The sequence below is a fragment of the Pseudonocardia sp. GCM10023141 genome (assembly GCF_042653605.1).
Genome location: NZ_JBHSIR010000009.1, coordinates 289,914 through 316,149, shown reverse-complemented (window position 1 = coordinate 316,149; position 26,236 = coordinate 289,914). Strand labels below are relative to the sequence as shown.

Here is a 26,236-nt window from a genome sequence, read left to right as displayed (position 1 = left end):
CGGGCACCTCCTGCATCGCAGTTCTCGCCTGCTCGGCATCGTCGATTCATGGGTTGTCGTTCCTTTCAAGCTCCGGCGTCCCGGCCGGCCGGGTCGACATGTGGTTCGAGGATCGCGCGCACGCGAGCGCGCAACGCCGGGACGGCCTCCTCTGCGAACCACGGGTTGCGGGTCTGCCAGCGGAAGTTCAGCGGTGAGGGGTGGACGAGGGGCATCCGGTCGGGGAGGTGGCTGCGGAACGCCCGGACGGTGTCGGTGAGGTTCGCCGCGGCGGACTCGGGCAGGTAGCGCTTCTGGGCGTACCGGCCGATCAGGACGGTGAGCCGGACGTGGGGGAGCTCCGCGAGGAGTCGTGGATGCCACCGTGGTGCCACGTCGGGGCGGGGTGGCAGGTCGCCGTGGGCTGCCTTGCCCGGGTAGTAGAAGTCCATCGGCAGGATCGCGAACGTCGTCGGGTCGTAGAACTGGTCGTCGGTGACGCCGAGCCAGCGCCGCAGCGTCACGCCGCTCGGGTCGTTCCAGGCGATCCCGCTGCGCTGCGCGCGGATGCCCGGGGCCTGCCCGATGAGCACGATCCGGGCGGCCTGGTGGGCGGTGTAGAGGGGTTGCAGGCCCGCGGCGGTCGCGTCCCGGTTGGAGGGGTCGGCGATGATCTCCTCGCGGATCCGCAACAGCGTGGGACTCGTACTCGTCGTCGATCCGTCCATGGCGGCGATCGTCACCGCAGCCGGCGCGACGGCGACGACGTGGAGGTCACCACCCCGCGGCGGCAACCACCCGGGCCGGCAGATTCCCTCGTCGGCAACTTCCCACCTTCTCTTCCCTCGTCACGGACCGTTCCGCAGGCTTGCAGCAGCGGCGCGGCGGAGCCGACTATTGCGGCAGATTACTGGACTGTCAAGTCCGAATTTCGGGCGGCAGCGGGCGTGGTGGCGGCGTCGCGATGCCTCGCTGGACGAGCGAGAATGTTGTGAACTGAGGATTCTCCGGTCGAACCGGCGCCGCTGGAAGTAGAACCGACTGGTCCATAAATTCACCCGCCACACGCTCGAGATGCTCGTGCCGGTTCCTACCCGCAACAGGCCGACACCGTTCGCGACAGCGTGATCAAGGCCGGCGCGGTACTGGGCGACACCCGGCTGCAGGATCTCGACCTCGCCCGGCAGAGCGCGATCGACGAGCGGAGGTCCCTCTATCTCGGAGAAGTTCGCCCAGGCGCTCGTGACGTATCCGATCCCGCTCGAGGAGCGCTACGCCAGCCCGGCCACCTTCACCCGGATCAAGAACGGCGAGACGCTACCCACCCTCGCTGAGTTCGAGCGACTGGCTCATCACATGCGTGCGCCGGACAGCAGCGCGTTGGGCGCGCCCGACAAGGCATCCCCCCGCGAGCTGCCCAGCGAGCTCGCGGACGGCCTCGGTGCCGCCCACGAGGTTCCGTGGTCGATCCGGGCGCAGCTCGCCAGCAGGGCCACGGCGGCGGCAGCGGCGGCGCTGCAGCTCGCCACCGCTGTCGCGGCGGTGGACCAGTTGCAGAGCGAGATCATCGATCTGGAGCTCGCCCTCGCTGCCGTCGCGGCCGGCTCGGCGGGAGAGCTCCGGCTCCGCGGTGAACTCGACCTGGCCAACACGTGGCTGCGCGAGGCAGTGGCCCGACACCGGCGGGACGCGACGGAGCTCGTCGCGTGCGCCGTAGCGCTCAGCGGAGCGGTCACCGCCTACCTCGACCACGTCAACGCGTCGTCCCTCGCCACCGGGCGTGCGCCGGGGACCGGGCTGCGACCGACCGGGCTGCGACCGACCGGGCTGGGACCGACCGGGCTGGGACCGACCGGGTTGCGGCGCGGGCCGGTCGCCGTGCCGAAGGGCAGCCGGCGGGCGGTCGCCGGACACCGCAGGGTCGGACGTCCTGATCGGCGCCGGACTCGTACGGACGGTGTCGCTCAGTGCAGGAGCACGTTCAGTGCACGAGCACGTCCAGTGCGACGAGCGTGTTGAGGATCAGCGCGGGGTTGCGCTCTGGCTCGGTGTGCGGGGCAGCGAGGCGCAGTCGCGGGTAGCGCGCCAGCAGCGAGCCGATGCCGATCCTGGCTTCGAGGCGGGCCAGCGGGGCGCCGATGCAGTGGTGGATGCCGTGCCCGAAGCCGAGGTGGGGTGCCTGCTCACGCGTGATGTCCAACCGGTCGGGCTCGCTGAATCGGCCGGGGTCCCGGTTGGCGGCCACGAGGCTCACCACGATGAGGTCGCCGGGCGCGATCGTCTCGCCGCCGATGGTGATCGGCGCTGTTGCCACCGAGGGCATCGCGGCGAGTGCGGGTCCGTCGTAGCGCAGGAGCTCGTCGACCGCCGCCGGTAGCCGCCGCGGCTCCGCGCGCAGCAACGCCAGCTGGTCGGGATGGCTCAGTAGTGCGTGCACGCCACCGGCCAGCAGGGCGACCGTGGTCTCGTGGCCGGCGGACAGGAGCAGGAACGCCATCGACGTGAGCTCGTCCTCCGTGAGCCGGTCGGTGCCGTCGCGGGCCGCGATCATCGTCGAGAGCACGTCGTCGCCGGGGTGAGCGCGCTTCGCCGCGATCAGCTCGCGGATCTGCGCGACGATCGCGGTGGCGGCGTCGACGAAGGTGTCGCGGGGCTGCGCTGCGGCGGTCATCAGCACGCCGCAGCGGTGGCCGAAGTCCGATCGTCCGTGCTCGGGGATGCCGAGGATCTCGGCGATCACGGTGATCGCGAGCGGGTGGGCGAAGGTGGCGACCAGGTCCACCGGGCCCGGGCCGCGCGCGGCGAGCTCGTCGAGGAGACCGTCGGTGATCGCCTGGATCCGGGGTGCGAGCGCATCGGTGCGACGGGTGGTGAAGGCGGCGGCGACGAGTCGGCGCAGCCGGGTGTGGTCGGGCGGGTTCGTGCCGAGCAGGTGCCTGCTCATCGCCGCGGCGACGTCGGCGGGCAGCGCGTCGTAGCTCGGTGTCAAGTGCTTGGCCACGTCGGGGTGGGTGAGCACCGCGCGCGCCTCGGCGTACCCGGTGACGAGCCACGCCGACAGGCCGGTGAACAGCCGCACGCGTTGCACGGGCGCGATCGCTGCCAGCGCCCGGAGCGCCGCGTGCCGGGAGGTGCCGGTGACCGCCGTGAAGGGGGACGTGACCGGCTCAACGCTCATGGTGGCGAACGTAGGTCGCCCGCGCGGCCTCGTCCCCGACGATTGCTCCTCGCTATCGGGCAGGTCGAGACCGCTCATTGCCCGAGCCGCTGCTCCTCGCGGAGGATGAAGATCAACATTGGCTGATCCGGGGTGGGTATGTCCATGACTCCGCACGACGACGCACGACCGGCGCGGTCTCGCTGGGCCGCCGTCGGCATGCTCGCGGTCGGCACGTTCGCCATCGGCACGGACGGGTTCGTCGTCGCCGGTGTGCTGGGCGGCATCGCAGGCGACCTGTCGGTGCCCGCTGCCGCCGCCGGTCAGATCGTCACGGTGTTCGCCCTCGCCTACGCGCTGGGCTCGCCGCTGCTGAGCACGCTGATCGGTGGCAGGCGGCAACTGCCCGTGCTGGTGGGCGCGCTGGTCCTGTTCGCGGTGTTCAACGTGCTGGCCGCGCTCGCTCCGGCGCTGGGCCTGCTGGTCGCGGCGCGGGTCCTGTGCGCGCTCGCCGCGGCCGCCTACACGCCGGCGGCGGGTGCCGCGGCGGCGGCGATGGTGCCGCCGGCCTACCGCGGCCGGGCGCTGGCCGTGGTGCTCGGCGGGATGTCGGTCGCGACGGTCGTCGGGGCGCCGGTCGGCATCGCGGTGGCCGGCATGGGCTCATGGCGGTGGACGTTCGTGCTGGTGGCGGCGCTGTCCGTGCTCGCGGCGACCGGACTGCTGCTGATGCGGCCACCGGTGGGCGCTGCGGTGCGGCGCCCGCTGGCGCAACGCCTGCTGCCGCTGCGCCACCGGGCCGTCCCCGCCGCGCTCGGGGTGACGCTGCTCGGGATGGCGGCCGGCTACGGCATCTACACCTACCTCGACCCGATCTTCGCGCCGGAACCCGGTGTCGGGCGCGGCGCGCTCGGGCTGCTCGTCGCCGTCCACGGCCTCGGCGGCCTCATCGGGACCTGGGCGGGCGGCACGCTGGCCGACCGGTGGGGGCCCTACCGCACCGTCCTGGTGGCGCTCACCCTCGTGACGGTGGTGTTCGCGGTGTCACCGCTGATCGGTTCCACCCTGCCCGGCGCGGTGGCGTTCCTGTTCCTGTGGGGTGTCACGGGCTGGGCCTTCGTGCCCGCCCAGCAGCACCGGCTCGTCGGCATCGACCCCGAGCACGCCCCGCTGCTGATCTCGCTCAACTCCTCGGCCGTCTACATCGGGATCGCCGCGGGCGGGCTGGGCGGCGGCCTGATCGTGGCCGCCGCCGGCGCGGACCGGTTGTGGATCTGGGCGGTGGGCTGCTGCGTCGCCGCCGTGGCGCTGCAGGCCTTGACCGGCCGGCTCAGTGCCCGATCCGGGGGGCCACGATCCCCGCATGCCGCGCCGGCAGCGAGCGCAGCCCGCGAAGGTTGATGTTGTCGCGCCACGTCGGCTCCGCCACGATCTCAGGTCCGACGACGCGCTCGGCGAACGCGGTCATCGCGACGGCGGCCTCGGCGCGGGCGAGCGCCGCGGCGATGCAGAAGTGGATCCCCGCCGAGAACGCGACGTGGTCGGTGGGGGCGCGGTCGAGGTCGAAGCGGTCCGGGTCGGGGTAGCGCGCCGGGTCGCGGTTGGCCGCGGCGAGCAGGCACAGCACCAGCGTGCCCGGCGTGATGTCGACGTCGCCGACCCGCAGCGGCTCGGTCGCGGTGCGCATCACGAACTGCGCGGGCGAGCAGAAGCGCAGCGCCTCGTCGGCGATGCCGGTGGCCAGCTGCGGCTCGGCGCGCAGGCGGGCGAGGGCGGCCGGGTCGCGCAGCAGCGCGAGCAGTGAACCGGAGATGAGGTTGACCGTTGTGTCGTAGCCCGCGCCCATGAGCAGCGCGGACGTCGCGAGCAGCTCGGCCTCGGTGAGCACGTCGCCCTGCTCCTCGACGGCGATCATGCGCGAGAGCAGGTCGGTGCCCGGCTCACGGCGGCGCCGCGCGATGAGGTCGCGCAGGTAGCCGAACAGGAACTCCCTGGCTTCCTGGGAGTCGTCGAGGTCCGGGTTGGGGATGATCAGGTCGAAGTCCAGCCCCCGGCCGAAGCGGTGCGCCACCGGCTCGAAGCTGTGGTAGTCCTCGACCGGGATGCCCAGCAGCTCGCAGATGATCTGCATCGGCAGCGGCGACGCGAAGTCGGCAACCGCGTCGAAGTCCGGCCGGTCGGCGAGCGCGTCGATCAGCGCGTCGGTGAGGGCCCGGATCCGGGGCACGAGCCCCGTGACGACCCGGGGCGTGAAGGCCTTGGAGACCAGGCGCCGGATCCGCGTGTGCGCCGGCGGGTCGAGGAACAGCAGCGACCGGGCCTGCTCGGGCTGGGCGGCGCCGAGCCGGGAGAGCCGGGGCTCGTTGCGGACCGACGGATCGCGCAGCACCTGCCGGCAGTCGTCGTAGCGGGCGACGACGACGAGGTCATCACCGCGCAGCACCAGGGGCGAGGCCTCGCGGATCTGCCTGAGCAGCGGAAACGGGTCGGCGCGGTGCGCCGGATCGAAATAGGCCTCGAGCAGCGTGGCCCCATCAGTGATCGCGGTTGTCATCGGGTCCTCCGGTTCGGGTGGGCTGGCCGCCTCCCGTGACCGTAGGTTCGCCGGGCTGTCCACCGGACCCGGTGAGAGCCATCGGCGATCGACCGATCGGGATGCGCGTTCCCACCGCGGAGGACACCCACGCGCGTCACCCGCCGTTCGCGGGCAGCCCGTCCCGCACGCCCTTGGTCGTCACGTGGGCGACCTAGGGTGACGGCAGGCGCGGAGGGGTGAGCTGTGGAGTTCCGATATCTCGAGTCGTTCCTGGCGATCGCGGAGGAGCTGCACTTCGGACGGGCGGCGGCCAAGTTGCACATGGCACAGCCGTCGCTGAGCCAGCAGCTGCGCCGGCTGGAGCGCGAGGTCGGAGTGGAGCTGGTCAGCCGCAGCCCGCAGCAGGTGCGGCTGACACCCGCCGGTGCGGCGTTCCGGGTGGAGGCGCAGCGCCTCATGGGAGGAGCTGCCCGGGCCGTGGAGGTGGCGCAGGCGGCAGCCAGGGGGCTGGCGGGCGAGCTCCACATCGGATTCAACTACCCGGCGGGACTGGCGGTCCTGCCGCGCACGATCGCCCTCCTGCGCGCCGAACATCCGAAGGTCGCCGTCCAGCTGTCGGAGATGCGCAGCGGGCCCCAGCTCGACGGGCTGCTCGCCGACGAGCTCGACGTCGGGTTCGGGTACGGGGCGCCGCGGCCTGCCCAGCTGGCGTCGCGCGAGCTGCTCTCGGTGCCGGTGGTGGCGCTGGTCGGCGCGCAGCATCCGTGGGCGCGGCGGGAGTCCATCTCGATGCTCGAGCTGGGCGAGCGGCCGTGCGTGCTGTTCCGCCGCGAGCAGAGCCCGGCGATGTACGACGCCATCGTCGAGGCCGTGGCCCGCGCGGGCACGCAGCTCAAGGTCGTCGCGGAGGTGGACGATCCGATCGCGGCCGGCATCGTGATCTCCGCCCGGCCGCTGCTGTGCTTCGCCTCGGCCGCGCGGGCGTCGCGCGCGAGCGCGCAGGGCCTCGTGTCGGTCCCGCTCACCGGGCCGGTGCCGCAGCTGGCGGTGCACGCCGTCTGGCGGGCGGCCGCCACCTCCGACGTGGTGGCGGCGTTCCTCGACAGCCTCGCGGCGGCCGCACCGTTCACCTGGCGGGACGCGGAACGGCTGGACCCGGCGTCCTGAGTGGGGATCAGCGCAGCTCCGGCCAGGTGAGCGCCGCCGCGCCCCAGGTCGTGCCGCCGCCGAAGGCCGCGAGGGCGATGCGGTCGCCCGCTCGCAGCGTGCCCTCCGCGGCGGCGTCGGCCAGCGCGAGCGGGATCGAGGCCGCGGCGGTGTTGCCGACGCGGTCCAGGTTCATGATCACCCGTTCCTCGGGGATGCCGAGGCGATCGGCCGTGGCCTGCAGGATCCTGCTGTTGGCCTGGTGGCCGACGAACCGGTCGACGTCGGCGGGTGTCCAGGCGACGCGGTCGAGTACCGAGCGGGTCGCTGCCGTCATGCGGGCGACGGCATGGCGGTAGACGCTCTGGCCCTGCATCGCGAAGAACCGGTCGGCCGGCTCGGCGCTCTCCGGGAGCCGGGATCCGCCGGCGCGGACGATGATCAGGTCCGCCATGGTGCCGTCGCTGCCCAGCTCGACGTCGAGGAGCACGCCGGGCTCGCCGTGGTCGGCGGCGCGCAGCACGACGGCCCCGGCGCCGTCGCCGAACAGGAACGCGGTGGCGCGGTCGTCGGGGTCGACGATGGTGGAGAACGTGTCGGCGGCGATCAGCAGCGCGCTGGAGGCGGTACCGGACCGGATCATGCTGCTGGCGACGGCGAGGCCGTAGAGGAAGCCGGAGCAGACCGCGTTGACGTCGAAGGCGGCCACTCCGGAGAGGCCCAGCCTGCTGCTCACCGCGGGTGCCGTCGCCGGGCAGCTGTGGTCGGGGGTGGTGGTGGCGAGCACGACGACATCGACGGTGTCGCACCCGGCGCTCTTCAGTGCGCGCGACCCGGCCTCGACGGCGAGATCGGACGTCGCGGTGCCGGGCTCCACGACGTGGCGCTGCCGGATCCCGGTGCGGCTGGTGATCCACTCGTCGGAGGAGTCGATCCGGGCCGCGAGCTCGGCGTTGGTGACCACCGTCGGCGGCACGCTGCCACCGACCCCGGCGATCGCGGCGTCCCTCACGTGGCACCCGGCCGCAGCACGCTGGCCAGCAGCCGCGGGGTCAGCAGTCGGGACGGGGCGTCGACCAGGTTCGCCACCCGCAGGAACGCGCGCGCGACCGCGGGATCGCGGTGGGCGACCAGCTGCACGCGCCGCACGTAGGCGTCGAGGATCCGGGCCGGCACCCGCCGGGTGCCCGCGACCTCGGGCAGCGCCAGGTCGGCCCGGGTGGCGATCTCCCACGCCTGCCTGCACGGCCGTGCGGCGGCGCCGTGGAACGCGCGCGGATCCAGCGGACCGGGCCCGATGAGCTGTTGCTGCAGGACCCGGACCTGCTGGGCGGCCAGCGACATGCCCTGCGCGTAGAGCGGGTTGACGCTGCAGACGGCATCCCCGATCGCGACGAAGCCTGCGGGAACCGTGGTGGCGCCGTCGTAGCGTCGCCAGCGCGATCCGCGGAACCGGTAGGGGAGGGGATCGCCGAGCGGCTCGGCCGCGGCGATGAGGTCGTGGATGTCGGGCACCGGCAGGGTCGCGGCGAACGTGGTGAACCCGGCCGGGTCGACGGGCGGGGTGTCGCCGAGGATGCCCGCGAGCGTCACGAGCCACCGCTCACCCTCCACGGCGATGGCGCCGCCGCCGCGCGAGCGGGGGACCGTCGAGACGGTGACGCCGAGCCTGCCGTCCATGTCGCCGGGTCGGCGGCGGTAGTAGCGCGTGGCGTAGCCGAGGTCGACGTCGACGCGCTGCTCGACCGGCCGGTCGTGGCCCAGCGCGGCGAGCCAGTCCGGGGACCGGGAGCCGCGGCCCGTCGCGTCGACGACGAGGTCGGCGGTGATCGTCGGCCCCTCGCGCACGAGCACTCCCGTGACGCCGCCACCCGGCCCGGCGACGAGTCCGGTCGCGGTGCCGATCGTGAACCGGACCCCGGGCAGCGCAACCGTGCGGGCTCGCAGCACCGACTCCAGCAGCGGCCGGCTGGCCAGCAGCGACACGAGCCCCGTCCCGGTCGGGTGCAACCGCCTGCCGTGGAGGTACCAGCGGGTGTCGCGCAGCGGCTCCACCTGCGGCGCCCCGGCGGCCACCACCTGCGCGGTCAGCCCGGGATGCAGCTCCTCCATGAGGCGGCGGCCGCCGTCGAGTAGGCCGTGCAGGTGCGCGCCCTGCGGGGCTCCGCGGCGGGGGGCGGCGCCGCTGTCGCCGTCGCGCTCCAGCACCGTGACCGTGGCGAAACGGTCCGCGAGCACGCGCGCTGCCAGCAGCCCGGCGATCCCCGCGCCCAGCACCATGGCGTGCCCGCGGCTCACCGGTACAGCTCCTCGACCTGCTCGCGGAACGCGTCCTCGATGGCCTCGCGACGCATCTTCAGCGTCGGGGTGAGGTGCCCGGCCGCGACGGTGAAGTCGGCGGCCAGCACGGCGAAGCGGCGGATCGACTCGGCCCGCGAGACCGTCGCGTTCGCCGCGTCGACGGCGGTGCCCAGCGCGGTGAGCACCTCCGGATCCGCCGGGTCGGCGCGGCCGTCGAGGGTCAGCAGCGCCGTGACGTAGGGGCGGCCCTCCGCCACGACCATCGCGCTCGCCACCAGCGGGTGCAGCCGCAACCGGTCCTCCAGCGGCACCGGGGCCACGTTCTTCCCGCCGGAGGTCACGAGGATCTCCTTGCGCCGGCCGGTGATCCACACGAACCCGTCATCGTCGAGCGTGGCGAGGTCGCCGGTGTGCAGCCAGCCGTCCGGCGACGGTTGCGGGTCGGGCCAGTAGCCCGGTGTGACCTGCCGCCCGCGCACCAGCAGCTCCCCATCGGCGGCGATCGCGACGGTCGTGCCGGGGACGGGCCGTCCGACGCTGCCCGGCCGGTTCGTCGACGGCACGTTGACGGTGACGGCGGTCGCCGACTCGGTCAGCCCGTAGGCCTGCAGGATCGTGACGCCGTGGCGCGCGTAGAACTCCGCGACCGGCGGGTCGAGCCGGGCCCCACCGCAGATGACGTGGCGCAGCGCGGTGCCCAGCATCGGGTGCCGGCCCGGCCCCGCGTCGGCGGCGACGAGCGCCTTGCGCAGCTTCTCCAGCGCGTAGGGGACCACGGCCAACCAGGTCGGCTCGAACGTCGCGAGCGCCCCCAGCATCTCCGGGATGCCGGGCGCGAGCGCGGTGCGCGAGCCGCTGTAGAGCCCGGCCTGCAGCACGGTGCGCCCGAAGACGTGGGCCAGCGGCAGCCCGACGATCGTCGCCGGCCGCACCGGTGAGTCGGCGAACATCTCGGTGCACTGCGCCACCACGGCGGCCGCGGCCACGAACATGTTGCGGTGGGTCAGCACGCAGCCCTTCGGCGGGCCGGTCGTGCCGCTCGTGTAGACGATGCTGGCGATGTCGTCGGCGTCGACGGCGGTGCGCGCGGCCAGCGGGTCGACCGGTGTGGCCGCGCCCCACCCGTCGGGGTCGAGCGCCGGGTCGGTCAGGCCGTCGAGCGAGAACACCGGGCCGATCGGGACGTCGGCCTCGCGACCGATCTCGGCGAGGCAGGCCACCGCCCCGCTGTCGGTGAGGATGTGGCGCATCTGTGCCGGCGACGACGTCGGGAAGATCGGCACGGTGATCGCCCCCGCCGTCGCGGCGGCGAGATCGGCGACGGCCCATGCGTAGCTCGTGCGGCCCAGTACCGCGATCCGGTCACCCGCAGCGACGCCGCGGCCCAGCAGCATCGCCGCGGCGGCGGTGACGTCGGCGGCGAGCTGGCGCCAGCTGATGTCCTCCCATCCGTCACTGCCCACGCCGGTCCCGGTGGGCCGCGAGAGGGCGGGCCCGTCCGGATCGCGGGCCAGGCCCAGGTCGATCAGGTGCGCGAGCCCCGAGTCGGCGGGCAGGTCCGGCCCGCCGGGCGGGTGGCACCAGCCCGCCTCCGGGGTGCTGATCTCGGGGGTGCTGATCGCGGTCATCGGGTCGTCAGAGCCCCATCAGCTCGGGCGCGTCGGCCAGCTCCCGCAGCTTGTCCAGCGGCTGTTCGACGAGCTTGCGGCGCGCGAGGTCCAGCAGCCCGGCCACGCTCGTGACCTCGGCGGCCAGCACGCCGTCGCCGCGCTGCAACGGCTGGTGGATGCGCCCGGTCTTGCCGGTGCCCCACTGGAAGTCGCAGCCCACGATCACCTCGTCGTTGAACCGCAGCTCCTTGTGGTAGCGCAGCGTGGTCTCGAGCATCACGGGCATGACGCCGGCACGCAGCAGCACGCCCACGTTGAGGCCGGCCGCGCTCATGCGCTCCCACCGGGCGTGCTCGGCGTACTGCATGTAGACGGTGTGCGCGACGTGGCCGAGCGCGTCGATCTCGTAGCCCCGCACGGTGACGCGGGTGCGGTGGTCGACCTCATCGGGTGAGCTTGCGATCCCGTCATCGAGTGCAGGGCTGGCGGTCATCGGGATCCTCCGGTGGGGGTGGCGGTCACGGTCCGGCAGGAGTCGACGAACCGGATGAGCTCGTCGAGCGGGTCGGTGCGCACATCGACGGCGCGGTCGATCACGGCGATGAGGTGCTCGTAGGCGTCGGTGTGGTCGTAGCGGGCGGTGTCGGCGATGCGTAGCGCCCACCGCCAGTAGCCGCGGACGGTGCCGGCGAGCGGCATCCGGAAGTCGGCGATGACGTCGCGGATCGGTGTGACGACCCGGTCGCCGTGCACGCGCAGGTAGCGCGAGACGACGTCGGCGAAGAACGTGAAGTGCCGGGCCTCGTCGCGGGAGAGCTTCGTCAGCAGGTCGGCCAGCACCGGGTCCCCGACACCGGCGCGCAGCTGCTGGTAGTAGATCTGCGTGGCCTTCTCCTGCACGAGCGCGTAGGTGAAGAACTGCACGGGGTGCTCGTAGGGCAGCGTGAACTCCTGCTGGCCGTAGGCGGTGAGGTCGGCGCGCAGCTCGTCACGGGTACCCATGCCGGCCGCGCGCTGGTAGCGGGCCAGCGCGCGGGCGTGGGTGTCCTCCTCGGCGGCCCAGCGCACCGTGAAGTGGTAGAGCTCGCGGTGGTGGGTGAACACCCGCGGGTCGACGCTGCCATCCACCGGGAAGTGGCGGTGGTAGACGTCGAAGTAGCCGGGCAGGTGGTCCTCGATCACCGTCACGAACTCGACGGCGCTGCGCTGGCCGTCGCTGAGCCGGTCGGCGTCGGCGGCGTCCCAGTCGAGGCTGCGCTCGGCGTCCCAGCGCCGTTCGGGCGGCAGGGCGGCGAGGAAGGTGTCGACGGCCTCGGCGAGCTGCTCGGTGCTGATCAGGTTGTCGCGCCAGGTCTCGGCCGCGTTCATCGCGCGTTCCGCAGCGTCAGGCCGTAGTGCTTGGTCGTGTAGCCCCAGCCGGCGTTGGCGATCTCCAGGTAGTGCGTGAGCTGCTCGGCGAGCCCGTCCTCGATCGCGTCGAGCCGGTCGGTGGCGTCGGTGACGTTCGCGATCCAGGCCTCGATGGTGCGGCGGTAGTCGTCGGTGAGGTCGTCGACGGCGGCCACGGCGAACCCGGCCGACTCCGCGGCCGCCACCAGCTCCGACAGCGGGCGCAGCCGCCCGTTGCCGAAGATCGCGTTGCGGACGAAACCGGTGCCCGGGCGGGCGTCGAACTCCTCCTGGATCGCCGCGGTGCGAAAGCAGCTCTCCGAGACGTAGAACAGCGCGCCGCGGCGCAGCAGCCGGCGCGCCCGCGCGAGCACCGCGGGCAGGTCCGGCATGTGGATCACAGAGCCGAGCGCGGCGGCGGCGTCGAACGACCCAGGAGCGGCCGTGAACTCCTCGAACCCTCCGTTGTGGACGGTGACGCGGTCGGCGAGCCCGCGCTGCGCCGCCGTGGCGACGATGTGGTCGCGCTGCCGCGGTGCCGGCGTCACCCCGGTGACGGTGCAGTCGTAGCGCTGCGCCATGAACAGCGTCAGCGCGCCCCAGCCACAGCCGATGTCGAGCACGCGCTCGCCGTCGGTGATGCCCATCCGCTCGGCGACGAAGCGCAGCTTGTGGCGCTGCGCGGTGGCGAGGTCGTCGGACTCCGACAGGTAGCGGCCCGCGCTGTACTTGCGCATCGGGTCGAGGAACTGCTCGAAGACGGCGGGGTCGAGGTCGTAATGCTGGTTGGTGGGGTGCTGGTTGGTCTCGTGAGCGGGCGCGGTGGTCGTCATGGCGCCAGTGCCACGGCCGCGGCGACCACGCCTGCGACCTGCGCGATCGTGCTGACCTCGAAGACGTCCTCGTCCTCGAGCTCCACGTCGTAGCGCTGCTCGATCTTGGCGATGATCCGCAGCACCTTGATCGAGTCGGCGCCCTCGACGGTGCGCAGGTCGGTGTCGGCGTGCAGGTCGGACGGTTCGACGCCGAGCACGCTCGCGACGATCCCGATGACGTCGGCGGTGATCTCGGTGGTGGAGCTGGCGGACGCGGTCACGGTGGGTCCTCTCAGGAAGCGAGTGCGGGGAGCCCGGCGTCGTCGACGGGGACGGGTTGGAAGGTGGCCGTGGCCGTGGCCATGACCTCGCCTGCCGCGTCACGGATCTCGGCACGGCCCTGGATCGCCGCACCCGGCCCGGGGGCGATCGTGGCGTGGCAGCGGTAGTGCCTGTCGATGGCGATCACGCCGACGTAGCGCATCCGCATGCTGGTGGTGACGGCGACGCGGCCGTGGCGCAGCACGATCAGGTTGCCCATCACCTCGTCGCAGACCAGCGCCACGATCCCGCCGTGCAGCACGCCGGGGTAGGACTCGTAGCGGCGGTCCAGGCAGACGTCGGCGACCAGGCCGTCACCGTCGGGGCGGAAGTGCAGCCCCAGCCCGGCCGGGTTGCCAGGGGCGCAGCCGAAGCAGTGGGAGTCCGCGCGCTCGGCCCACGGCAGGACGAGCTCGGTCGCGGCGGTCATCCCAGTGCCCCCGCGAGCGCCCGCCGGACCTTCCCGTTGCTGCTCAGGTCCAGGTCGGTGAGGCCGCCGAACGTCCGGCGGATCTTGGACTGCAGCGCGTCGAGCTCGCCGTGGGCGGCCATCCGGTCGAGGAACAGCTGGAACCCGGTGTCGATCGTCTCGTGCCCGCTCAGCGCGTCGAGGCCGGACTTGAAGACGCTCACCGGGTGCTTGATCTTCTCGTCGGCGGTGTAGAAGTACAGCGTCTCCAGTACGGAGGCGAGCTCGTCGGGGTGGCTGCGCAGCCGCTGTGCCGCGTAGTGGCGGAACTCGCGGGCGTGGGCGGCCTCGTCGCGGCCGGCGCGCAGCAGCAGGTCGGCGAGCACCGGCTCCTGCACCCATGCGGCCACCGAGCGGTAGACGTGGTTCACGGTCAGCTCGGAGATGATGTTGGTGGCGAGGGTGGCCGACCGGGTGCTGCCCGGCTCGTAGGGCGCGCGCATCGCGGCCACCGCGCGGGAGTCGACGCTCTCGCCGACGGCCTCCAGGTAGGAGGTGAACGCGTAGTGGTGCTGCACCTCCTGGTAGCCCCAGATCACGGCGAACGCGGAGAAGTCGTAGTCGTCGATGAACTCGTTCATAAAACCGTGGACGGCGGCGATGACGTTCGACTCGCCCATCACCGCGCTCTTCACCAGCGTGATGTATTCGGGCTTGACCAGCGAGCGGTCGATCCCGTCGAGGGAGAATTCGGCCAATCGCCAGTGGCCGCGGTCGTAGTGCCGGAAGATGTCCAAGCTGTGCATTTCGGCCATCGTGGGTACGCTCATGACGGTGCTTTCTCCCGGAGTCGGTTCCGCATGTCGAGCCGGCGCAGCTTGCCACTGGTGGTGCGGGGAATGGATCGGGGCGCGGTGAGCAGAACGGTCACACCGGGCACATCGGCGACGGCCGCGACCCGTTCTCGCAGGAGCTGCACGAGTGCCGCGCGAGCGGTGGTGTCGGACAGCGTCGTCTCGGCCACGAGCACGATCCGCTCGCCGTCGGAATGCGTCTCGGCGAACGCGACGCACCGGCCCTTGTGGACGCCGGGGAGGTCGCGGGCGGCGTCCTCGACGTCGAGGGGGTACACGTTGCGCCCGGCCACGGTGATCATCTCCTTGAGCCGGCCGGTGAAGAACAGCTCGCCGCGGCGCAGGTAGCCCAGGTCGCCGGTGTGCAGCCAGCCGTCGTCGGTGAACAGTCCCGGCTCGCCGCCGAGGTAGCCCGCCGTCGCCATCGCGCCGCGCAGCTGGATCTCGCCGACCTGGCCGTCGGGCAACCCGGTGCCGATGCGCAGCTGCATGCCGGGGACGGCGTGGCCGAGCCCGACGAGCCCGCGCGGGGCCGGGTGGTCGGCATCGACGGGCACCGCTGCGCCGGTGTCGGCCAGCGCGTCGCGGTCGACCCATTCGACGATCGGCGCGCGGCCCTGCGGTGGGAGCGTGGCCACGAGCGTCACCTCGGCCATGCCGTAGGCGGGCACCATCGCGGTGGGCCGGAAGCCGGCCGGGGCGAACCGTTCCAGGAACGCGGCCACCGAGGTCGGCGACACCGCCTCGGCGCCGTTGAACGCCACCCGCCACGCCGAGAGGTCGAGCTCGGCGGCCTGCGCGGGCGAGACCGCCGCCAGCAGCGCGTCGTAGCCGAAGTTCGGCATCGTCGCGATCGTGGCTCTGACCTGCGCGTACTGGGCGAGCCAGCGGGCCGGTCGGCGGACGAAACCGGCCGGTGACCACAGGTGCAGGGGGATGCCGCGGAACAGCCCGGTCAGCGCGCCGAACAGGCCCATGTCGTGGAACAGCGGCAGCCAGGAGCCGTGCACGTCGGCCGGTCCGAGCCGGATCGCCTCGGTGATCGACCGGGCGCAGTGCCACACGTTGGCATGGCTGAGCACCACGCCCTTCGGGGCTGCGGTGCTGCCGGAGGTGAACTGGACGATCGCGGCGGCTCCGGGGTCGACGGGTGCCGCCGGTGCGTCGGCGGGGCCGACGAGCGCGCTGCTGTCGAGGAGCACCGGTCCGGCCGCGGCGAAGGCGGGCATGATCCGGGACGCGATGCGGTGCGACACGATGAGGTGCGACAGGTTCGCGCCCGCGACGATGCGCTGGGTCCGGGCGGCGTAGTCGGCGAGGTCGGTGCCCAGCGGCAGTGCCAGCGGGGCCGCTGCGGCCCCGGCGCGGACGGCGCCGAACAGCGTCTGCAGGAACTCGGGGGCGTTGGGGGACAGGATGGCGACCCGGTCCCCGGGCCGGACGCCGTGGCGGTGCAGTGCGGCGGCGATCGTGCGCGACGAGGCGGCGAGATCGGCGTAGCGCAGCACCTCGCCCTCGTCCGGGAAATGGATCTTCTGGTCGGGGTGCTGCGTCGCGACGAGGTCGAGCGCGGCGTGCAGAGTCATCGCGACCGTGCGTGCCGGATCGCAGGGGGTCAGCATTTTCATCCCTTGTGCTCGTCCATTCTTCGATGTCGAGCACACCCGTTCGGTGCGGGCCGGTCAACGGGTTCTGCGCGCAATGCATCGAGCCATCGCGGCTGGTGATCGCCGAATACCAAAGTCCCGCAATGCGTCCAACAATTCACGTCGGATTCACAGTGTCGTAGCCCGCGGGTGCGCTGTTGTCGGGAGAACCTGGAGCGATGACAAGCCTGCCCGCGACGCCGGTCGCCTTCGACGCTTTCCGGCCCGAGCACCGGGCCGATCCGTATCCGCACTATGCGCGGGTCCGCGAGGCGACCCCCTTCCTCCCGAGTGGTTTCGGGGTCGACTTCGTGACCCGCCACGCCGAGTGCTCTGCGGTGCTGAGCGAGACGCTGTGGAGCCATCGCGACGAGGCCGAGCTGTTCCATCCCGAGGCCGACCGCAGCCTGCTGCCCACGTCGTTCCTCTGGATGGACCCGCCCGACCACACGCGGCTGCGCGGCCTGGTCAGCAAGGCGTTCACGCCGCGGACGGTCACCGCGCTGCGTCCGCGGATCAGGGAGCTGGTCACCGGGATGCTCGACGCGGCGCTGGCCGCGACGTCGGTGGAGGCGATCGAGACCATCGCGTACCCGTTGCCGCTGATCGTGGTCTGCGAGCTGCTCGGGGTGCCCGCAGCCGACCAGGCGATGGTGCACCGGGTGGGCCCGGGGCTCGCCCGCGGCTTCGACCCGGACCCGGTGCTCTCGCCGCAGGAGCGACGCACCCGCGACGAGAACACCGTCGAGCTGGTCACCTACTTCCGCGACCTGATCGCGCGCCGGCTCGCGGACCCCCGCAACGACCTGGTCAGCGCGCTGGGCGCGGTGCACGAGCGCGGCGACACCCTGACCGAGCACGAGATGCTGACCACCTGCATCACGTTGCTGATCGCGGGGCACGAGACCACCGTCAACATGGTGGGCAACGGGCTGCTGGCGCTGCTGCGCAACCCGGCCCAGCTCGACCTGCTCCACGAGCGACCCGAGCTGGCCGGCCCGGCCGTCGACGAGATCCTGCGCTACGACTCGCCGGTGCACATGACCACCCGCACCGCACGCTGCGAGCTCGTGGTGGGGGAGCGGACGTTCCAGGAGGGTGACAGCGTCTGCGTGCTCGTCGGCTCCGCCAACCGCGACCCGCGCGCGTTCGTCCGGCCGGACTCCTTCGACGTGACCCGGTACGCGACCGGCGCCGCCGCGCCGCGGCACCTGGGCTTCGCGCTGGGGATCCACTACTGCATGGGCGCGGCGCTGGCCCGGCTGGAGGGGGAGATCCTGTTCGGGGAGCTGGCGCGGCGGGTGCGGGCGCTGGAGCCTGCGGGGGAGCCGGTGTACCGCCCCAACCTGCTGATCCGGGGGCTGCGCGAGCTGCCGCTGACGGCCGTCCCCCGCTGACCCTCGTTGCAGGAAGGCCACCTTGCCGCAAGAAACCTTGCGGCAAGGTGGCCTTCCTGCGATCGGGTCGGGCTACTTGAGCCCGGACCGCACGAACCCGTTCACGATCTGGCGCTGCAGGACGAGGTAGAGCAGCAGCACCGGCAGGCAGGCCATGCCGGCCGTCGCCATCATCGGGCCCCAGTCGTTGCCCTCGGTGCCCATGAAGCTGCGCAGGCCCAACTGCAGCACGGCGTTGGAGCGCTGCAGCACCAGCGCGGGCCAGAAGTACTCGTTCCACGCGTTGACGAACAGCAGGATCCCCAGCGCCGCCAGCGCCGGGCGCAGGTTGGGCACCACCACCGTCCACAGTGTCGACCACGAGCCGCGACCGTCCAGCCGGGCGGCCTCGAGCAGCTCGGTGGGGAAGGCCTGGACGTGCTGGCGCAGCAGGATCACCGCCAGCGCGGTGCAGAGCGAGGGCAGCACCACCCCGGCGATCGTGTTGAGTACGCCCAGCTGCGAGAGCAGCACGTAGTTGGGCAGCATCGTCACCTGGAACGGCACCAGCCACGTCGCCACGAACGCCAGGTAGAGCAGCTTCTTGCCCGGGAACTCCCACGCCGCGAACGCGTAACCCGCGAGCAGCCCCGTCAACAGCTGCCCCAGCGCGACGAACACGGCCATCACCGTGGTGTTGAACAGCAGGCCGCCTATGTCCAGCACGCGGAACGCGGTGGCGTAGTTGGCCAGCGACAGCGGCCACGGGAACGGCGAGAGCGACAGCACATCGCCGGGGGCGCGCAGCGACGTCGCGTAGAGCCAGTAGATCGGGAAGGCGCAGAGCAGGCCGACCACGCCGAGTGCGAGGTGGCCCGCAACGACGCGGATGCGCGAATGCGAGCCGACGGGCTCGTCCGGGGTTGCAGGAAAGCCACTTTCCTGCAACGACGTTGCGGGAAAGTGGCTTTCCTGCAAGGGGGTACCACCGGCAGGAGCCTCAGTTGTCATGGAACGCCACCCTCTCCGAGAGCCACACCAGCCCGGCCGCGAGCACCCCGAAGCCGGCGAAGAAGATCACCCCGGCCGCCGCGCCCAACCCGGCGTCGAACGAGTGGAAGCCGTAGTCCCACAGCAGGTAGTAGACGTTCGTGGTCGATCCGGCCGGGCCGCCCTTGGTGAGCGTGTCGATCAGCGGGAAGCTCCACTGGGCCGACAGCAGCACCGTCATGAGGACGAGGAACACCAGCGTCGGGGACAGCATCGGCAGCGTGATCCACCGCGTGATCTGCCCGCGGGTCGCACCGTCGATCGCCGCGGCGTGGGAGTAGTCGTCGTTGATGCCGGCCAGCCCGGCCGCCACGACGAGCACCGCGAAGCCGAGCACGTGCCATCCGGTGATCACGACGATCGCCAGCTGCGCGGGTCCGGGTTCCTGCAGCCAGTTCGTCGTCGTGCCGAGCACCTGGTTGATCGCGCCGGCGCGCGGGTCGAGCAGCCACTGCCACACCGCGGCCCCAGCGACGGGTGCGATGAGCAGTGGTGCGAACACCAGCGTCTGGTAGAGGACTGCGGTCCGGCCGCGGACGCGCCGGGCCAGCAGCCCGACCACAACCGGCACCACGACGGTGAACGGCAGCAGCCCGAGCACCAGCACGATCGTGCGGCCGATCGACTCACCGAACTCAGGCAGTGTGAACAGGCGGGTGTAGTTGCCGAGCCCGGCCGAGACCATCGGCGAGGTCGGCAGCAGGTTCCACGAGTAGAAGGACAGCTGCGCGGTCTGGGCCAGCGGCCGGTAGACCCAGATGCCGAGCAGCACGAGCCCGGGCGCCAGGTAGAGGTAGGGCGCGACCGAGCCCGGTCGGCGCCGCCGCAGGGGAGCGGACGGCGCCGACCTGGCCGGAGCGGTGATCTCGACGAACAACTACTGCCCCGACTTCAGCAGCGGCGCCTGCCGGTCGGCCGCGGCCTTCAGCGTCGTCGCCGGGTCGGAACCCTGCAGCACCACCTGCTCGACGGCCGCCATCATCCCGTCCCGGATCTGGACGTAGTCGGTGCCGGGGAACGACGCCCACGGCTCCATGACGGCCATCTGGTCGAGGTTGGTGCGCACCAGCGGGTTCTTCGCCGCCCACGCCTGCAGCCCGGCCGGGTCGTCGACGAGGCCGGTGCGCAGCGGCAGGTAGCCGATCTTGCTGGAGATCTGGACGTAGGCCTCCGGGCTGGTCAGGAACGTGATGAGGTCCCACGCCGCCCGCTGCTTGGCGGGGTCCTTGGACAGCACGAACAGCGCCGCGCCGGAGTTGGTCGGCACCACCGGCTTACCGGCGAACGCGGGCGTCCCGGTGCCGCGCAGGTCCCAGCCGGCGCCCTGGGCACCCTTGGTGAAGGTGCCCTGCAGCGCGCTGGACTCCAGGATCATGCCGAGCGTGCCGCGGCCGAAGGCGTCGACGGCCTGGGCCTGCGACAGCTTCGGCGACGCGCCGGACGTCACGAGGTCCTGCAGCATCGCGACGGCCTGCACGGCCGGGGCGTCGGCGAACTCGAGCGTCTTCTGGTCCGGGGAGATCACCCGGCCACCGTTGGAGCGGACCACGCTCTGCAGGCACCAGTCCTTCGCCGCCTTGGTGACGCAGTCGACGTAGGCGCCGTCCTTGCCGGTGACCTTCGCGATCGCGAGGCCGTCGGCCTTGACCTCGTCCCAGGTGGTCGGGGGCTTCGCCGGGTCGAGGCCGGCGGCCTTGAAGAGGGAGGCGTTGTAGAACAGCACCGGCGTCGAGAAGACGAACGGGACGCCGTATGTCTTCCCGTCGACGTCGCCGAGCGTGGCCGCCTTCGGCGCGAACGGGAGGGTGCCGCCGAAGTTCGCCTTCACGGCATCGGCGCCGACGAGGTCGTCGAGGGACTTGGCGCCGAGCTGGCTGACGGCGAAGTCGAGGTCGCTGAACCCGAGCTGGGCCACGTCGGGCGGGTTGCCCGTGGCCAGCTGCGCCTGCACGCTCGACACCGAGTCGGTGGCCGGGTTCGCGCTGCCACCCTGCGGCTTCTGGCCGGTCACGGTGATGTTCGGGTACTTCTGGTGGAACGCCGCCAGCAGCGCGGTGAACGTGTCGTTCCACGCGCCTGCCTGGCCGAAGTTGTAGCTCTCCAGCACGATCGAGACCTGCTGGCCGGGGGCGAGCTCGGGGGCGCGGGCAGCCGCGGGGGCCGCTGCAGGCGCGGTGCTGCCGAGCCCGCAGGCCGCCAGCGCCAGTGCCAGCGCCGCGGCGAGCGCGGGTAGGGCGAGTGACTTCCGCACGATGTCTCCTGAGGTCAGACGGATACGGGGGTGGGCTGCCACACCAGGCGACGGCCACTGGTGGGGTCGAACAGGTGGGCTCGGGCGGGATCGGCGGTCAGGGTCACGGCGTCCCCGACGGCGATACCGATGGGACGCGGCGCGCGCACGGGGATCCGCGCCTCGCCGACGAGGCAGTGCGCGACCTCCTCGCTGCCGAGGTTCTCCACGAGGCGCACCACGCCCTGCAGGCGGGCGGCACCGGTGCCACCCAGGCTCAGGTGTTCGGCGCGGACACCCAGCACGACCTCGCGCGTGAGGTCCGCTGCGGGTAGGCCGAGCGGGACGTCGACGCCGTCGGCGCGGGCATGCAGCACCCCGTCGACGGACTCGACGCGCGCCGGCAGCAGACCCATCGCGGGGGAGCCGAGGAACCCGGCGACGAACGTCGACGCCGGCTCGTCGTAGACCTGGGCGGGCGTGCCGACCTGCTCGAGTCGACCACCGTTGAGCACGGCGATGCGGGTGGCCATGGTCATGGCCTCGACCTGGTCGTGGGTGACGTGCACGAACGTCGCACCGAGGCGGGTGTGCAGCTCGGTCAGCTCGGCGCGGGTGGCGGTGCGCAGCGTCGCGTCCAGGTTCGACAGCGGCTCGTCGAGCAGGCAGACGCCCGGATCGCGCACCAGCGCCCTGGCCAGTGCCACCCGCTGACGCTGCCCGCCGGAGAGCTCCTTGGGCCTGCGGTCCAGCAGGTCGGCGAGCCCGAGCACGCGCGTCACGGTCTCGACGCGGGAGTCGATCTCCGTGCGGGGACGGCGACGCGCCCGCAGCGGGAAGCCGATGTTGCGGGCCACGGTCAGGTGCGGGTAGAGCGCATAGCTCTGGAACACCATCGCGAGGTTGCGCTCGCGCGGCGGGGTGGCGGTGATGTCGGCGCCGTCGAGCAGGATCCGGCCCGCCGACGGCGGGGTCAGCCCGGCGATCATCCGCAGCAGCGTCGACTTGCCGCACCCGCTGGGGCCCAGCAGCACGAGGAAGTCGCCGTCGGGGACGTCGAGGTCCACGGCGTCGACGGCCGTCACGCGCCCGAACCGTCGCATCAGTCCCTCGATCTCGATGCGACTCATCGTTCTCCCTCGCTGCACTCGGTCGGCGCTTCGCGAGGACGCTGTGACATTGGTTCGCTCGCAAGCTCGCTCACAGGTCGAGTTCCAGCTCTGGAGTCAGCGAGCGGGATACGCAGATCATCATCGTGGTGCCCTCTGTTCGGTCGGTCTCGTCGAGCACGGAGTCGCGGTGATCGGGACGTCCGGCCAGCACCGCGGTCTCGCAGCTGCCGCAGGTGCCCTCCCGGCACGACGGCAGCACCGCGACCCCGGCCCGTTCCAGCGCGCTGAGCAGCGACGTCTCGGCGTCGACGTGGATCCGCCGCCCGGAGCGGCGCAGCACGACGTCGAAGGGGCCGGTGCCGCCGCGGGTATCGCGTGGCGCGAACCGCTCCACCTGCAGCCGCTCCGGCGCGCACCGCTGCTCGACGGCCCGCAGCAGCGGCTCCGGGCCGCAGCAGTAGACGAGCGCGTCGGGTGGGGCGGAGGCGAGCGCGGCATCGATGTCGAGCAGGCCGGTCTCGTCCTGGGGACGGACCTGGACCCGCGGTCCGTGCGCGGCCAACTCGTCGGCATACGCCAGTGACATCCGCTGCCTGCCGCCGTAGAGCAGCCGCCACTCGGCCCGTTCGGCGGCGACGGCGCCGATCATCGGCAGCAGCGGCGTGATGCCGATCCCCCCGGCGACGAACAGGTAGGCGGGAGCCGGGCGCAGCCGGAAGTGGTTGCGCGGCCCGCGGGCACCCAGCACGTCACCGGGGCGGACGGCGTCGTGCAGGTGCACCGAACCGCCGCGGCTTCCGGGCTCGCGCAGCACCGCGATGCGCCACGTCGTGGCGTCGCCGGGATCGCCGCACAGCGAGTACTGCCGGACGAGTCCGCCGCCGAGCAGCAGGTCGATGTGCGCACCCGGCTCCCAGCGCGGCAGCGGCCCACCGCCCGGGCGGTCGAGCACGAACTCCCGCACCCCGACGGCGACGGCGCGGGTGGCGAGGACGCGCAGGGACAGTGCGGGCTCTGGGTGGGCAGTCTCGATCATCGTCGCTCCTGCGGGTCGGCGGCGAGGGCGAACCTAGGCGGCCGAAGACCTGCTGGTGGGCGGCGAGAGCGCCCTCCGATCGTGCGATCGTGGTCCGCGGCACCGGACGGTCTGTGGCCGCGCGGCCGTCCGTCCCCGTCACTCACTGTTCGCAAAGGGACCCCCTCGAGACGCCGCCCCCGTCGCACGTGCCGCTTACGGTGGCGGAGGCGGCGCGGAGGGGCGGGCGATGGAATTCCGGTATCTCGAGTCATTCCTGGCAATAGCGGAGGAGCTCCACTTCGGCAGGGCGGCGGCGCGGCTGCACCTGGCGCAGCCCTCGCTGAGCCAGCAGTTGCAGCGGCTGGAGCGCGACGTCGGCGTCGAGCTGGTCAGCCGGACGTCGCACGAGGTGCGGCTCACACCTGCCGGGGAGGCGTTCCGGGTCGAGGCGGAGCGGATCGTCGGTCGAGCGGCGCGGGCCGTCGAGGTGGCGAAGGCGGCGGCACTGGGCCACTCGGGCACCGTCAACGTCGGGTTCAACTTCCCGGCCGGGCTCTCGGTGCTGCCGCAGACGCTCGCGCGGCTGGCCGCGGAGCATCCGAAGGTGCTGGCACAGCTGTGGGAACGCCGCAGCGGCCCGCAGGTCGACGCCCTGCTCAACGACGATCTGGACATCGGGTTCGTCTACGGGCAACCCCGACCGGCGCAGCTGGAGTCGCGCGAGCTGCTGTCGCTGCCGGTGGTGGCGGTGGTCGGCGCCCAACACCCGTGGGCGCGACGCGAGTCGATCTCCGTGCTGGAGCTGGGGGAGCGGCCGTGCGTGCTGTTCCGCCGCACGCAGAGCCCCGCGATGTACGACGCGATCATGCATGCGGCGGCGCGGGCCGGCGCCGAGCTCGTCATCGCCGAGGAGGTGGACGACCCGCTGGCCACGGCCGTCGTCGTCTCGGCGCGGCCGCTGGTGGGGTTCTGCTCGGCGGCCCGCGCGGTCCGAGCGGGTAGCCAGGGCCTCGTCGCATTGCCCCTGACGGGCCCGTCGCCGCGGCTGAGCCTGTTCGCCGCGTGGCGTGCGGCCGATCCGTCGCCGGTCGTGGAGGCGTTCCTCGGCAGCCTCGCCTCGGCGGGCCCGTTCATGTGGCCCGCCCCGAACCTGCAGGACCGCGTTCCGACCGCTTCGTGACGGGGGCCATAGGCCGCGCTGATCGGACGTGAGCAAGTTGCTCATTGCCCGGCTCGGCGCCACTCCGGATCGTCGGCGTCGACGCCGACGACCGTCGGCGGCGAGCCGACGGAGGGATCCGCGCTCATGCAGCTCACCGTTCTCGGGTGCCGATCGGGCATGCCTGCCGACGGCCAGGCCAGCTCCGGCTACCTCGTGGAGACCGGGTCGGCGACCGTGTTGCTCGACTGCGGTCCGGGGGTCGCCACGGTGCTGTCGTCGGTGCTCGCGCCCGAACGGCTCGACGCCGTGGTGATCAGCCACCTGCACGCCGACCACTGCTACGACCTGCTGCCGCTGGGCAAGGCGCTGCTGCACGTGCGGGCCCGGCGCGAGCTCGCGGCGTCCGGTGGCGACACCCACGCGGCCCTGCTCGGCCTCGACAGCAGCGCGCCCGGCGTGCCGTTGTACGTGCCGGCGGGTGGCCGGGCGGTGCTCGACCGGCTCGCGGCGCTGTTCCCCGTCACCACCTACCCGCTGCTCGACCGCGCCTTCGACATCGCCTTCGACGTCCGCGAGTACCTGCCCGGCGACGTCATCGCGCTCGGCGGCGCCACCGTGTCGCTGCACCTGCTCCGCCACACCGCGCCCAACTGCGGTGTGCGCGTGGACAGCGCGGGGGGCAGCCTCGCCTACACCGGGGACACCGGCGTGTGCGCCGAGCTCGGGGCGCTGGCCCGCGACGTCGACCTGCTGCTCGCCGAGTCGACGCTGACCGCCCCCGAGATCGGGTCGCACGGGCACCTGTGCGCGGCCGAGGCCGGTGCGGCCGCGGCGGCGGGGATGGTGGGGCAGCTGGTGCTGACCCACTTCATCACCGCCGAACCCGCGGTGCTCGACGCGCACCGGGCGGCGGCCGCCACGGTGTTCGACGGCCCGGTGCACCTCGCCGCGCCCCTGCGGCGGTACGCGGTGGCCTCGATCGTCGAGGCCGCCCCGGTCGCGGGCAGCTGACGCGCCTCGACCGCGCCAACGCAGTAGCCACCGCGCCGACGTCGAGACGTTGGCGCGGTGGCGAAGTGGTTGGCGCGGTGACGCCTCACCCGCACGGCGCCGACGTAGTGGCCACCGCGCCGACGTCGAGACGTTGGCGCGGTGGCGAAGTGGTTGGCGCGGTCGGCCGGGGCCGCCGCCGCGGGGGGACGGCGCCGACGTAGTGGCCACCGCGCCGATGTCGAGACGTTGGCGCGGTGGCGAAGTGGTTGGCGCGGTCGGCCGGGGCCGCCGCCGCGGGGGGACGGCGCCGACGTAGTGGCCACCGCGCCGATGTCGAGACGTTGGCGCGGTGGCGAAGTGGTTGGCGCGGTCAGGCGGCCGCGACCCAGGCGACGTAGTCCAGCTCCACCCGCGCCACCAGCACGCCGGCGTCGTCGTGCAGCAGCGATGTGCCGGTGAGCTCGAAGCGCTCCTCGACGCCGCGCTCCAGCACCCCGGCCACCACCTGCTGGTCGACGGTGGCGCGGGCGCGGATGCGTCCCGAGGCGGGCTTGAGGAACCCGACCTTGCTCTCGCGCAGCACGAACCGCTGCACCTGCAGGATCCGCGGGGCCATCGCCCCGGAGAACGCCCCGGCGCCCGCCACCTCGGCGGCGAGGAAGAGCGCCCCGGCGTGGACGGTGCCGAAGTGGTTGAGCATCTCGTCGCGGACGGGCACCTCGGCCACGGCGTACTCGCGGGTCAGCTCCGTGATCCGGACGCCGACGAAGTTGTTGAACGGCACCATCGCGTCGACGACCTGGCGCAGCTGTTCGAGGTCGGTGTCGGCACCTGCGGACCGCAGGCGGGAGGTTGCGGCGGCGAGCGGGTTCGTGTTGACGGACATGGCGGCAATTAGCCCCGTGATATGTGGACAGCGGATGAACGGCAATGTCCTTCGTTCCGAAAGAACGGCATACGGGTTGTGCCGGAGCCGTTCTTGATGCGTCCGGGTAATGGGGCGATAGTGCCGTCTCATCGTGGTGTTCCATGCGTTGACAGCAATTGCTGAGCGCCGTAGACCTGTGCCGTACGCCGGGCGTCAGAACCGTTTTCCGCGCATCGCCGCCGGGATCCGTCCGGTGATCGAACC

At 72.7% G+C, this 26,236-nt stretch carries 25 protein-coding genes; 6 read left to right on the top strand and 19 right to left on the bottom strand.

Annotation, left to right across the window (positions count from 1 at the left end):
- Positions 1–65 precede the first annotated feature (65 nt).
- Positions 66–707: a uracil-DNA glycosylase family protein gene (locus ACFPFQ_RS06280; protein WP_379615685.1), complete on the bottom strand. Its 642-nt coding sequence runs from the start codon at positions 705–707 to the stop codon at positions 66–68.
- A gap of 514 nt (positions 708–1,221) precedes the next feature.
- Here ACFPFQ_RS06280 and ACFPFQ_RS06275 point away from each other — a divergent pair.
- Positions 1,222–1,998: a hypothetical protein gene (locus ACFPFQ_RS06275; protein WP_379615683.1), complete on the top strand. Its 777-nt coding sequence runs from the start codon at positions 1,222–1,224 to the stop codon at positions 1,996–1,998.
- On the opposite strand, the gene ACFPFQ_RS06270 is transcribed toward ACFPFQ_RS06275, so the two are convergent.
- The gene (locus ACFPFQ_RS06270) at positions 1,961–3,157 is read right to left on the bottom strand and encodes a cytochrome P450 family protein (RefSeq protein ID WP_379615682.1); all 1,197 of its coding nucleotides are present in this window, start codon (positions 3,155–3,157) and stop codon (positions 1,961–1,963) included. The genes ACFPFQ_RS06275 and ACFPFQ_RS06270 overlap by 38 nt on opposite strands.
- 144 nt (positions 3,158–3,301) lie before the next feature.
- Here ACFPFQ_RS06270 and ACFPFQ_RS06265 point away from each other — a divergent pair, with 144 nt between their 5' ends.
- Positions 3,302–4,537 carry an MFS transporter gene (locus ACFPFQ_RS06265; protein ID WP_379615680.1) on the top strand — a complete coding sequence of 412 codons (1,236 nt, stop codon included), beginning with the start codon at positions 3,302–3,304 and terminating at the stop codon, positions 4,535–4,537.
- Here the strand turns inward: ACFPFQ_RS06265 and ACFPFQ_RS06260 are convergent.
- On the bottom strand, positions 4,467–5,690 hold the full coding sequence (locus tag ACFPFQ_RS06260) for a cytochrome P450 (protein ID WP_379615678.1): 1,224 nt from the start codon (positions 5,688–5,690) through the stop codon (positions 4,467–4,469). The two genes, ACFPFQ_RS06265 and ACFPFQ_RS06260, sit on opposite strands and share 71 nt — an antisense overlap.
- Positions 5,691–5,915: 225 nt before the next feature.
- Here ACFPFQ_RS06260 and ACFPFQ_RS06255 point away from each other — a divergent pair, with 225 nt between their 5' ends.
- On the top strand, positions 5,916–6,839 hold the full coding sequence (locus ACFPFQ_RS06255; protein WP_379615676.1) for a LysR family transcriptional regulator: 924 nt from the start codon (positions 5,916–5,918) through the stop codon (positions 6,837–6,839).
- A gap of 7 nt (positions 6,840–6,846) precedes the next feature.
- On the opposite strand, the gene ACFPFQ_RS06250 is transcribed toward ACFPFQ_RS06255, so the two are convergent.
- From ACFPFQ_RS06250 to ACFPFQ_RS06205, 10 genes are read right to left on the bottom strand one after another with little or no spacing between them, the layout of a single operon-like run.
- Positions 6,847–7,830: a beta-ketoacyl-ACP synthase III gene (locus ACFPFQ_RS06250; protein ID WP_379615674.1), complete on the bottom strand. Its 984-nt coding sequence runs from the start codon at positions 7,828–7,830 to the stop codon at positions 6,847–6,849.
- Positions 7,827–9,116, bottom strand: coding sequence for an NAD(P)/FAD-dependent oxidoreductase (locus tag ACFPFQ_RS06245; protein ID WP_379615672.1), 1,290 nt, complete (start codon positions 9,114–9,116; stop codon positions 7,827–7,829). Before ACFPFQ_RS06245 ends, ACFPFQ_RS06250 begins: the two co-directional genes overlap by 4 nt.
- The gene (locus tag ACFPFQ_RS06240) at positions 9,113–10,747 is read right to left on the bottom strand and encodes an AMP-dependent synthetase/ligase (RefSeq protein ID WP_379615670.1); all 1,635 of its coding nucleotides are present in this window, start codon (positions 10,745–10,747) and stop codon (positions 9,113–9,115) included. Before ACFPFQ_RS06240 ends, ACFPFQ_RS06245 begins: the two co-directional genes overlap by 4 nt.
- Positions 10,748–10,754: 7 nt before the next feature.
- Positions 10,755–11,222 (bottom strand): acyl-CoA thioesterase, encoded by a 468-nt coding sequence (locus ACFPFQ_RS06235; RefSeq protein ID WP_379615668.1) that lies wholly within the window; start codon positions 11,220–11,222, stop codon positions 10,755–10,757.
- The gene (locus ACFPFQ_RS06230) at positions 11,219–12,097 is read right to left on the bottom strand and encodes an acyl-ACP desaturase (protein WP_379615666.1); all 879 of its coding nucleotides are present in this window, start codon (positions 12,095–12,097) and stop codon (positions 11,219–11,221) included. Before ACFPFQ_RS06230 ends, ACFPFQ_RS06235 begins: the two co-directional genes overlap by 4 nt.
- Positions 12,094–12,951 carry an SAM-dependent methyltransferase gene (locus ACFPFQ_RS06225; protein ID WP_379615664.1) on the bottom strand — a complete coding sequence of 286 codons (858 nt, stop codon included), beginning with the start codon at positions 12,949–12,951 and terminating at the stop codon, positions 12,094–12,096. Before ACFPFQ_RS06225 ends, ACFPFQ_RS06230 begins: the two co-directional genes overlap by 4 nt.
- Entirely contained in the window at positions 12,948–13,214 is a 267-nt protein-coding gene (locus tag ACFPFQ_RS06220; RefSeq protein WP_379615662.1) for an acyl carrier protein, read from the bottom strand. The genes ACFPFQ_RS06225 and ACFPFQ_RS06220 overlap by 4 nt, the downstream gene beginning before the upstream one ends.
- Before the next feature lie 11 nt (positions 13,215–13,225).
- Complete coding sequence (locus tag ACFPFQ_RS06215) at positions 13,226–13,684, bottom strand: PaaI family thioesterase (protein ID WP_379615660.1); 459 nt, start codon at positions 13,682–13,684, stop codon at positions 13,226–13,228.
- The gene (locus tag ACFPFQ_RS06210; RefSeq protein ID WP_379615658.1) at positions 13,681–14,469 is read right to left on the bottom strand and encodes a ferritin-like domain-containing protein; all 789 of its coding nucleotides are present in this window, start codon (positions 14,467–14,469) and stop codon (positions 13,681–13,683) included. Before ACFPFQ_RS06210 ends, ACFPFQ_RS06215 begins: the two co-directional genes overlap by 4 nt.
- Before the next feature lie 20 nt (positions 14,470–14,489).
- Positions 14,490–16,145 (bottom strand): AMP-binding protein, encoded by a 1,656-nt coding sequence (locus tag ACFPFQ_RS06205; protein WP_379615657.1) that lies wholly within the window; start codon positions 16,143–16,145, stop codon positions 14,490–14,492.
- 197 nt (positions 16,146–16,342) lie between these two features.
- Between ACFPFQ_RS06205 and ACFPFQ_RS06200 the strand changes: the two genes are divergently transcribed.
- Positions 16,343–17,560, top strand: a complete 1,218-nt coding sequence (locus ACFPFQ_RS06200) for a cytochrome P450 (protein WP_379615655.1) — start codon at positions 16,343–16,345, stop codon at positions 17,558–17,560.
- A 72-nt stretch (positions 17,561–17,632) separates the two neighbouring features.
- Here ACFPFQ_RS06200 and ACFPFQ_RS06195 read toward each other — a convergent pair whose 3' ends face one another.
- The 5 genes from ACFPFQ_RS06195 to ACFPFQ_RS06175 all read right to left on the bottom strand — a co-directional run bounded on the left by ACFPFQ_RS06195 (position 17,633) and on the right by ACFPFQ_RS06175 (position 22,967).
- Complete coding sequence (locus tag ACFPFQ_RS06195) at positions 17,633–18,550, bottom strand: carbohydrate ABC transporter permease (protein WP_379615653.1); 918 nt, start codon at positions 18,548–18,550, stop codon at positions 17,633–17,635.
- Complete coding sequence (locus ACFPFQ_RS06190) at positions 18,540–19,466, bottom strand: carbohydrate ABC transporter permease (protein ID WP_379615651.1); 927 nt, start codon at positions 19,464–19,466, stop codon at positions 18,540–18,542. Before ACFPFQ_RS06190 ends, ACFPFQ_RS06195 begins: the two co-directional genes overlap by 11 nt.
- Positions 19,467–20,840 carry an ABC transporter substrate-binding protein gene (locus ACFPFQ_RS06185; RefSeq protein WP_379615649.1) on the bottom strand — a complete coding sequence of 458 codons (1,374 nt, stop codon included), beginning with the start codon at positions 20,838–20,840 and terminating at the stop codon, positions 19,467–19,469.
- Between the two features lie 14 nt (positions 20,841–20,854).
- Positions 20,855–21,949 carry an ABC transporter ATP-binding protein gene (locus ACFPFQ_RS06180; RefSeq protein ID WP_379615648.1) on the bottom strand — a complete coding sequence of 365 codons (1,095 nt, stop codon included), beginning with the start codon at positions 21,947–21,949 and terminating at the stop codon, positions 20,855–20,857.
- A 70-nt stretch (positions 21,950–22,019) separates the two neighbouring features.
- On the bottom strand, positions 22,020–22,967 hold the full coding sequence (locus tag ACFPFQ_RS06175) for a PDR/VanB family oxidoreductase (protein WP_379615646.1): 948 nt from the start codon (positions 22,965–22,967) through the stop codon (positions 22,020–22,022).
- Between the two features lie 229 nt (positions 22,968–23,196).
- Between ACFPFQ_RS06175 and ACFPFQ_RS06170 the strand changes: the two genes are divergently transcribed.
- Complete coding sequence (locus ACFPFQ_RS06170; protein ID WP_379615644.1) at positions 23,197–24,129, top strand: LysR family transcriptional regulator; 933 nt, start codon at positions 23,197–23,199, stop codon at positions 24,127–24,129.
- A 126-nt stretch (positions 24,130–24,255) separates the two neighbouring features.
- Positions 24,256–25,122, top strand: a complete 867-nt coding sequence (locus ACFPFQ_RS06165) for an MBL fold metallo-hydrolase (protein WP_379615642.1) — start codon at positions 24,256–24,258, stop codon at positions 25,120–25,122.
- 352 nt (positions 25,123–25,474) lie between these two features.
- Here ACFPFQ_RS06165 and ACFPFQ_RS06160 read toward each other — a convergent pair whose 3' ends face one another.
- On the bottom strand, positions 25,475–25,990 hold the full coding sequence (locus ACFPFQ_RS06160) for a PaaI family thioesterase (RefSeq protein ID WP_379615641.1): 516 nt from the start codon (positions 25,988–25,990) through the stop codon (positions 25,475–25,477).
- Positions 25,991–26,236 lie beyond the last annotated feature (246 nt).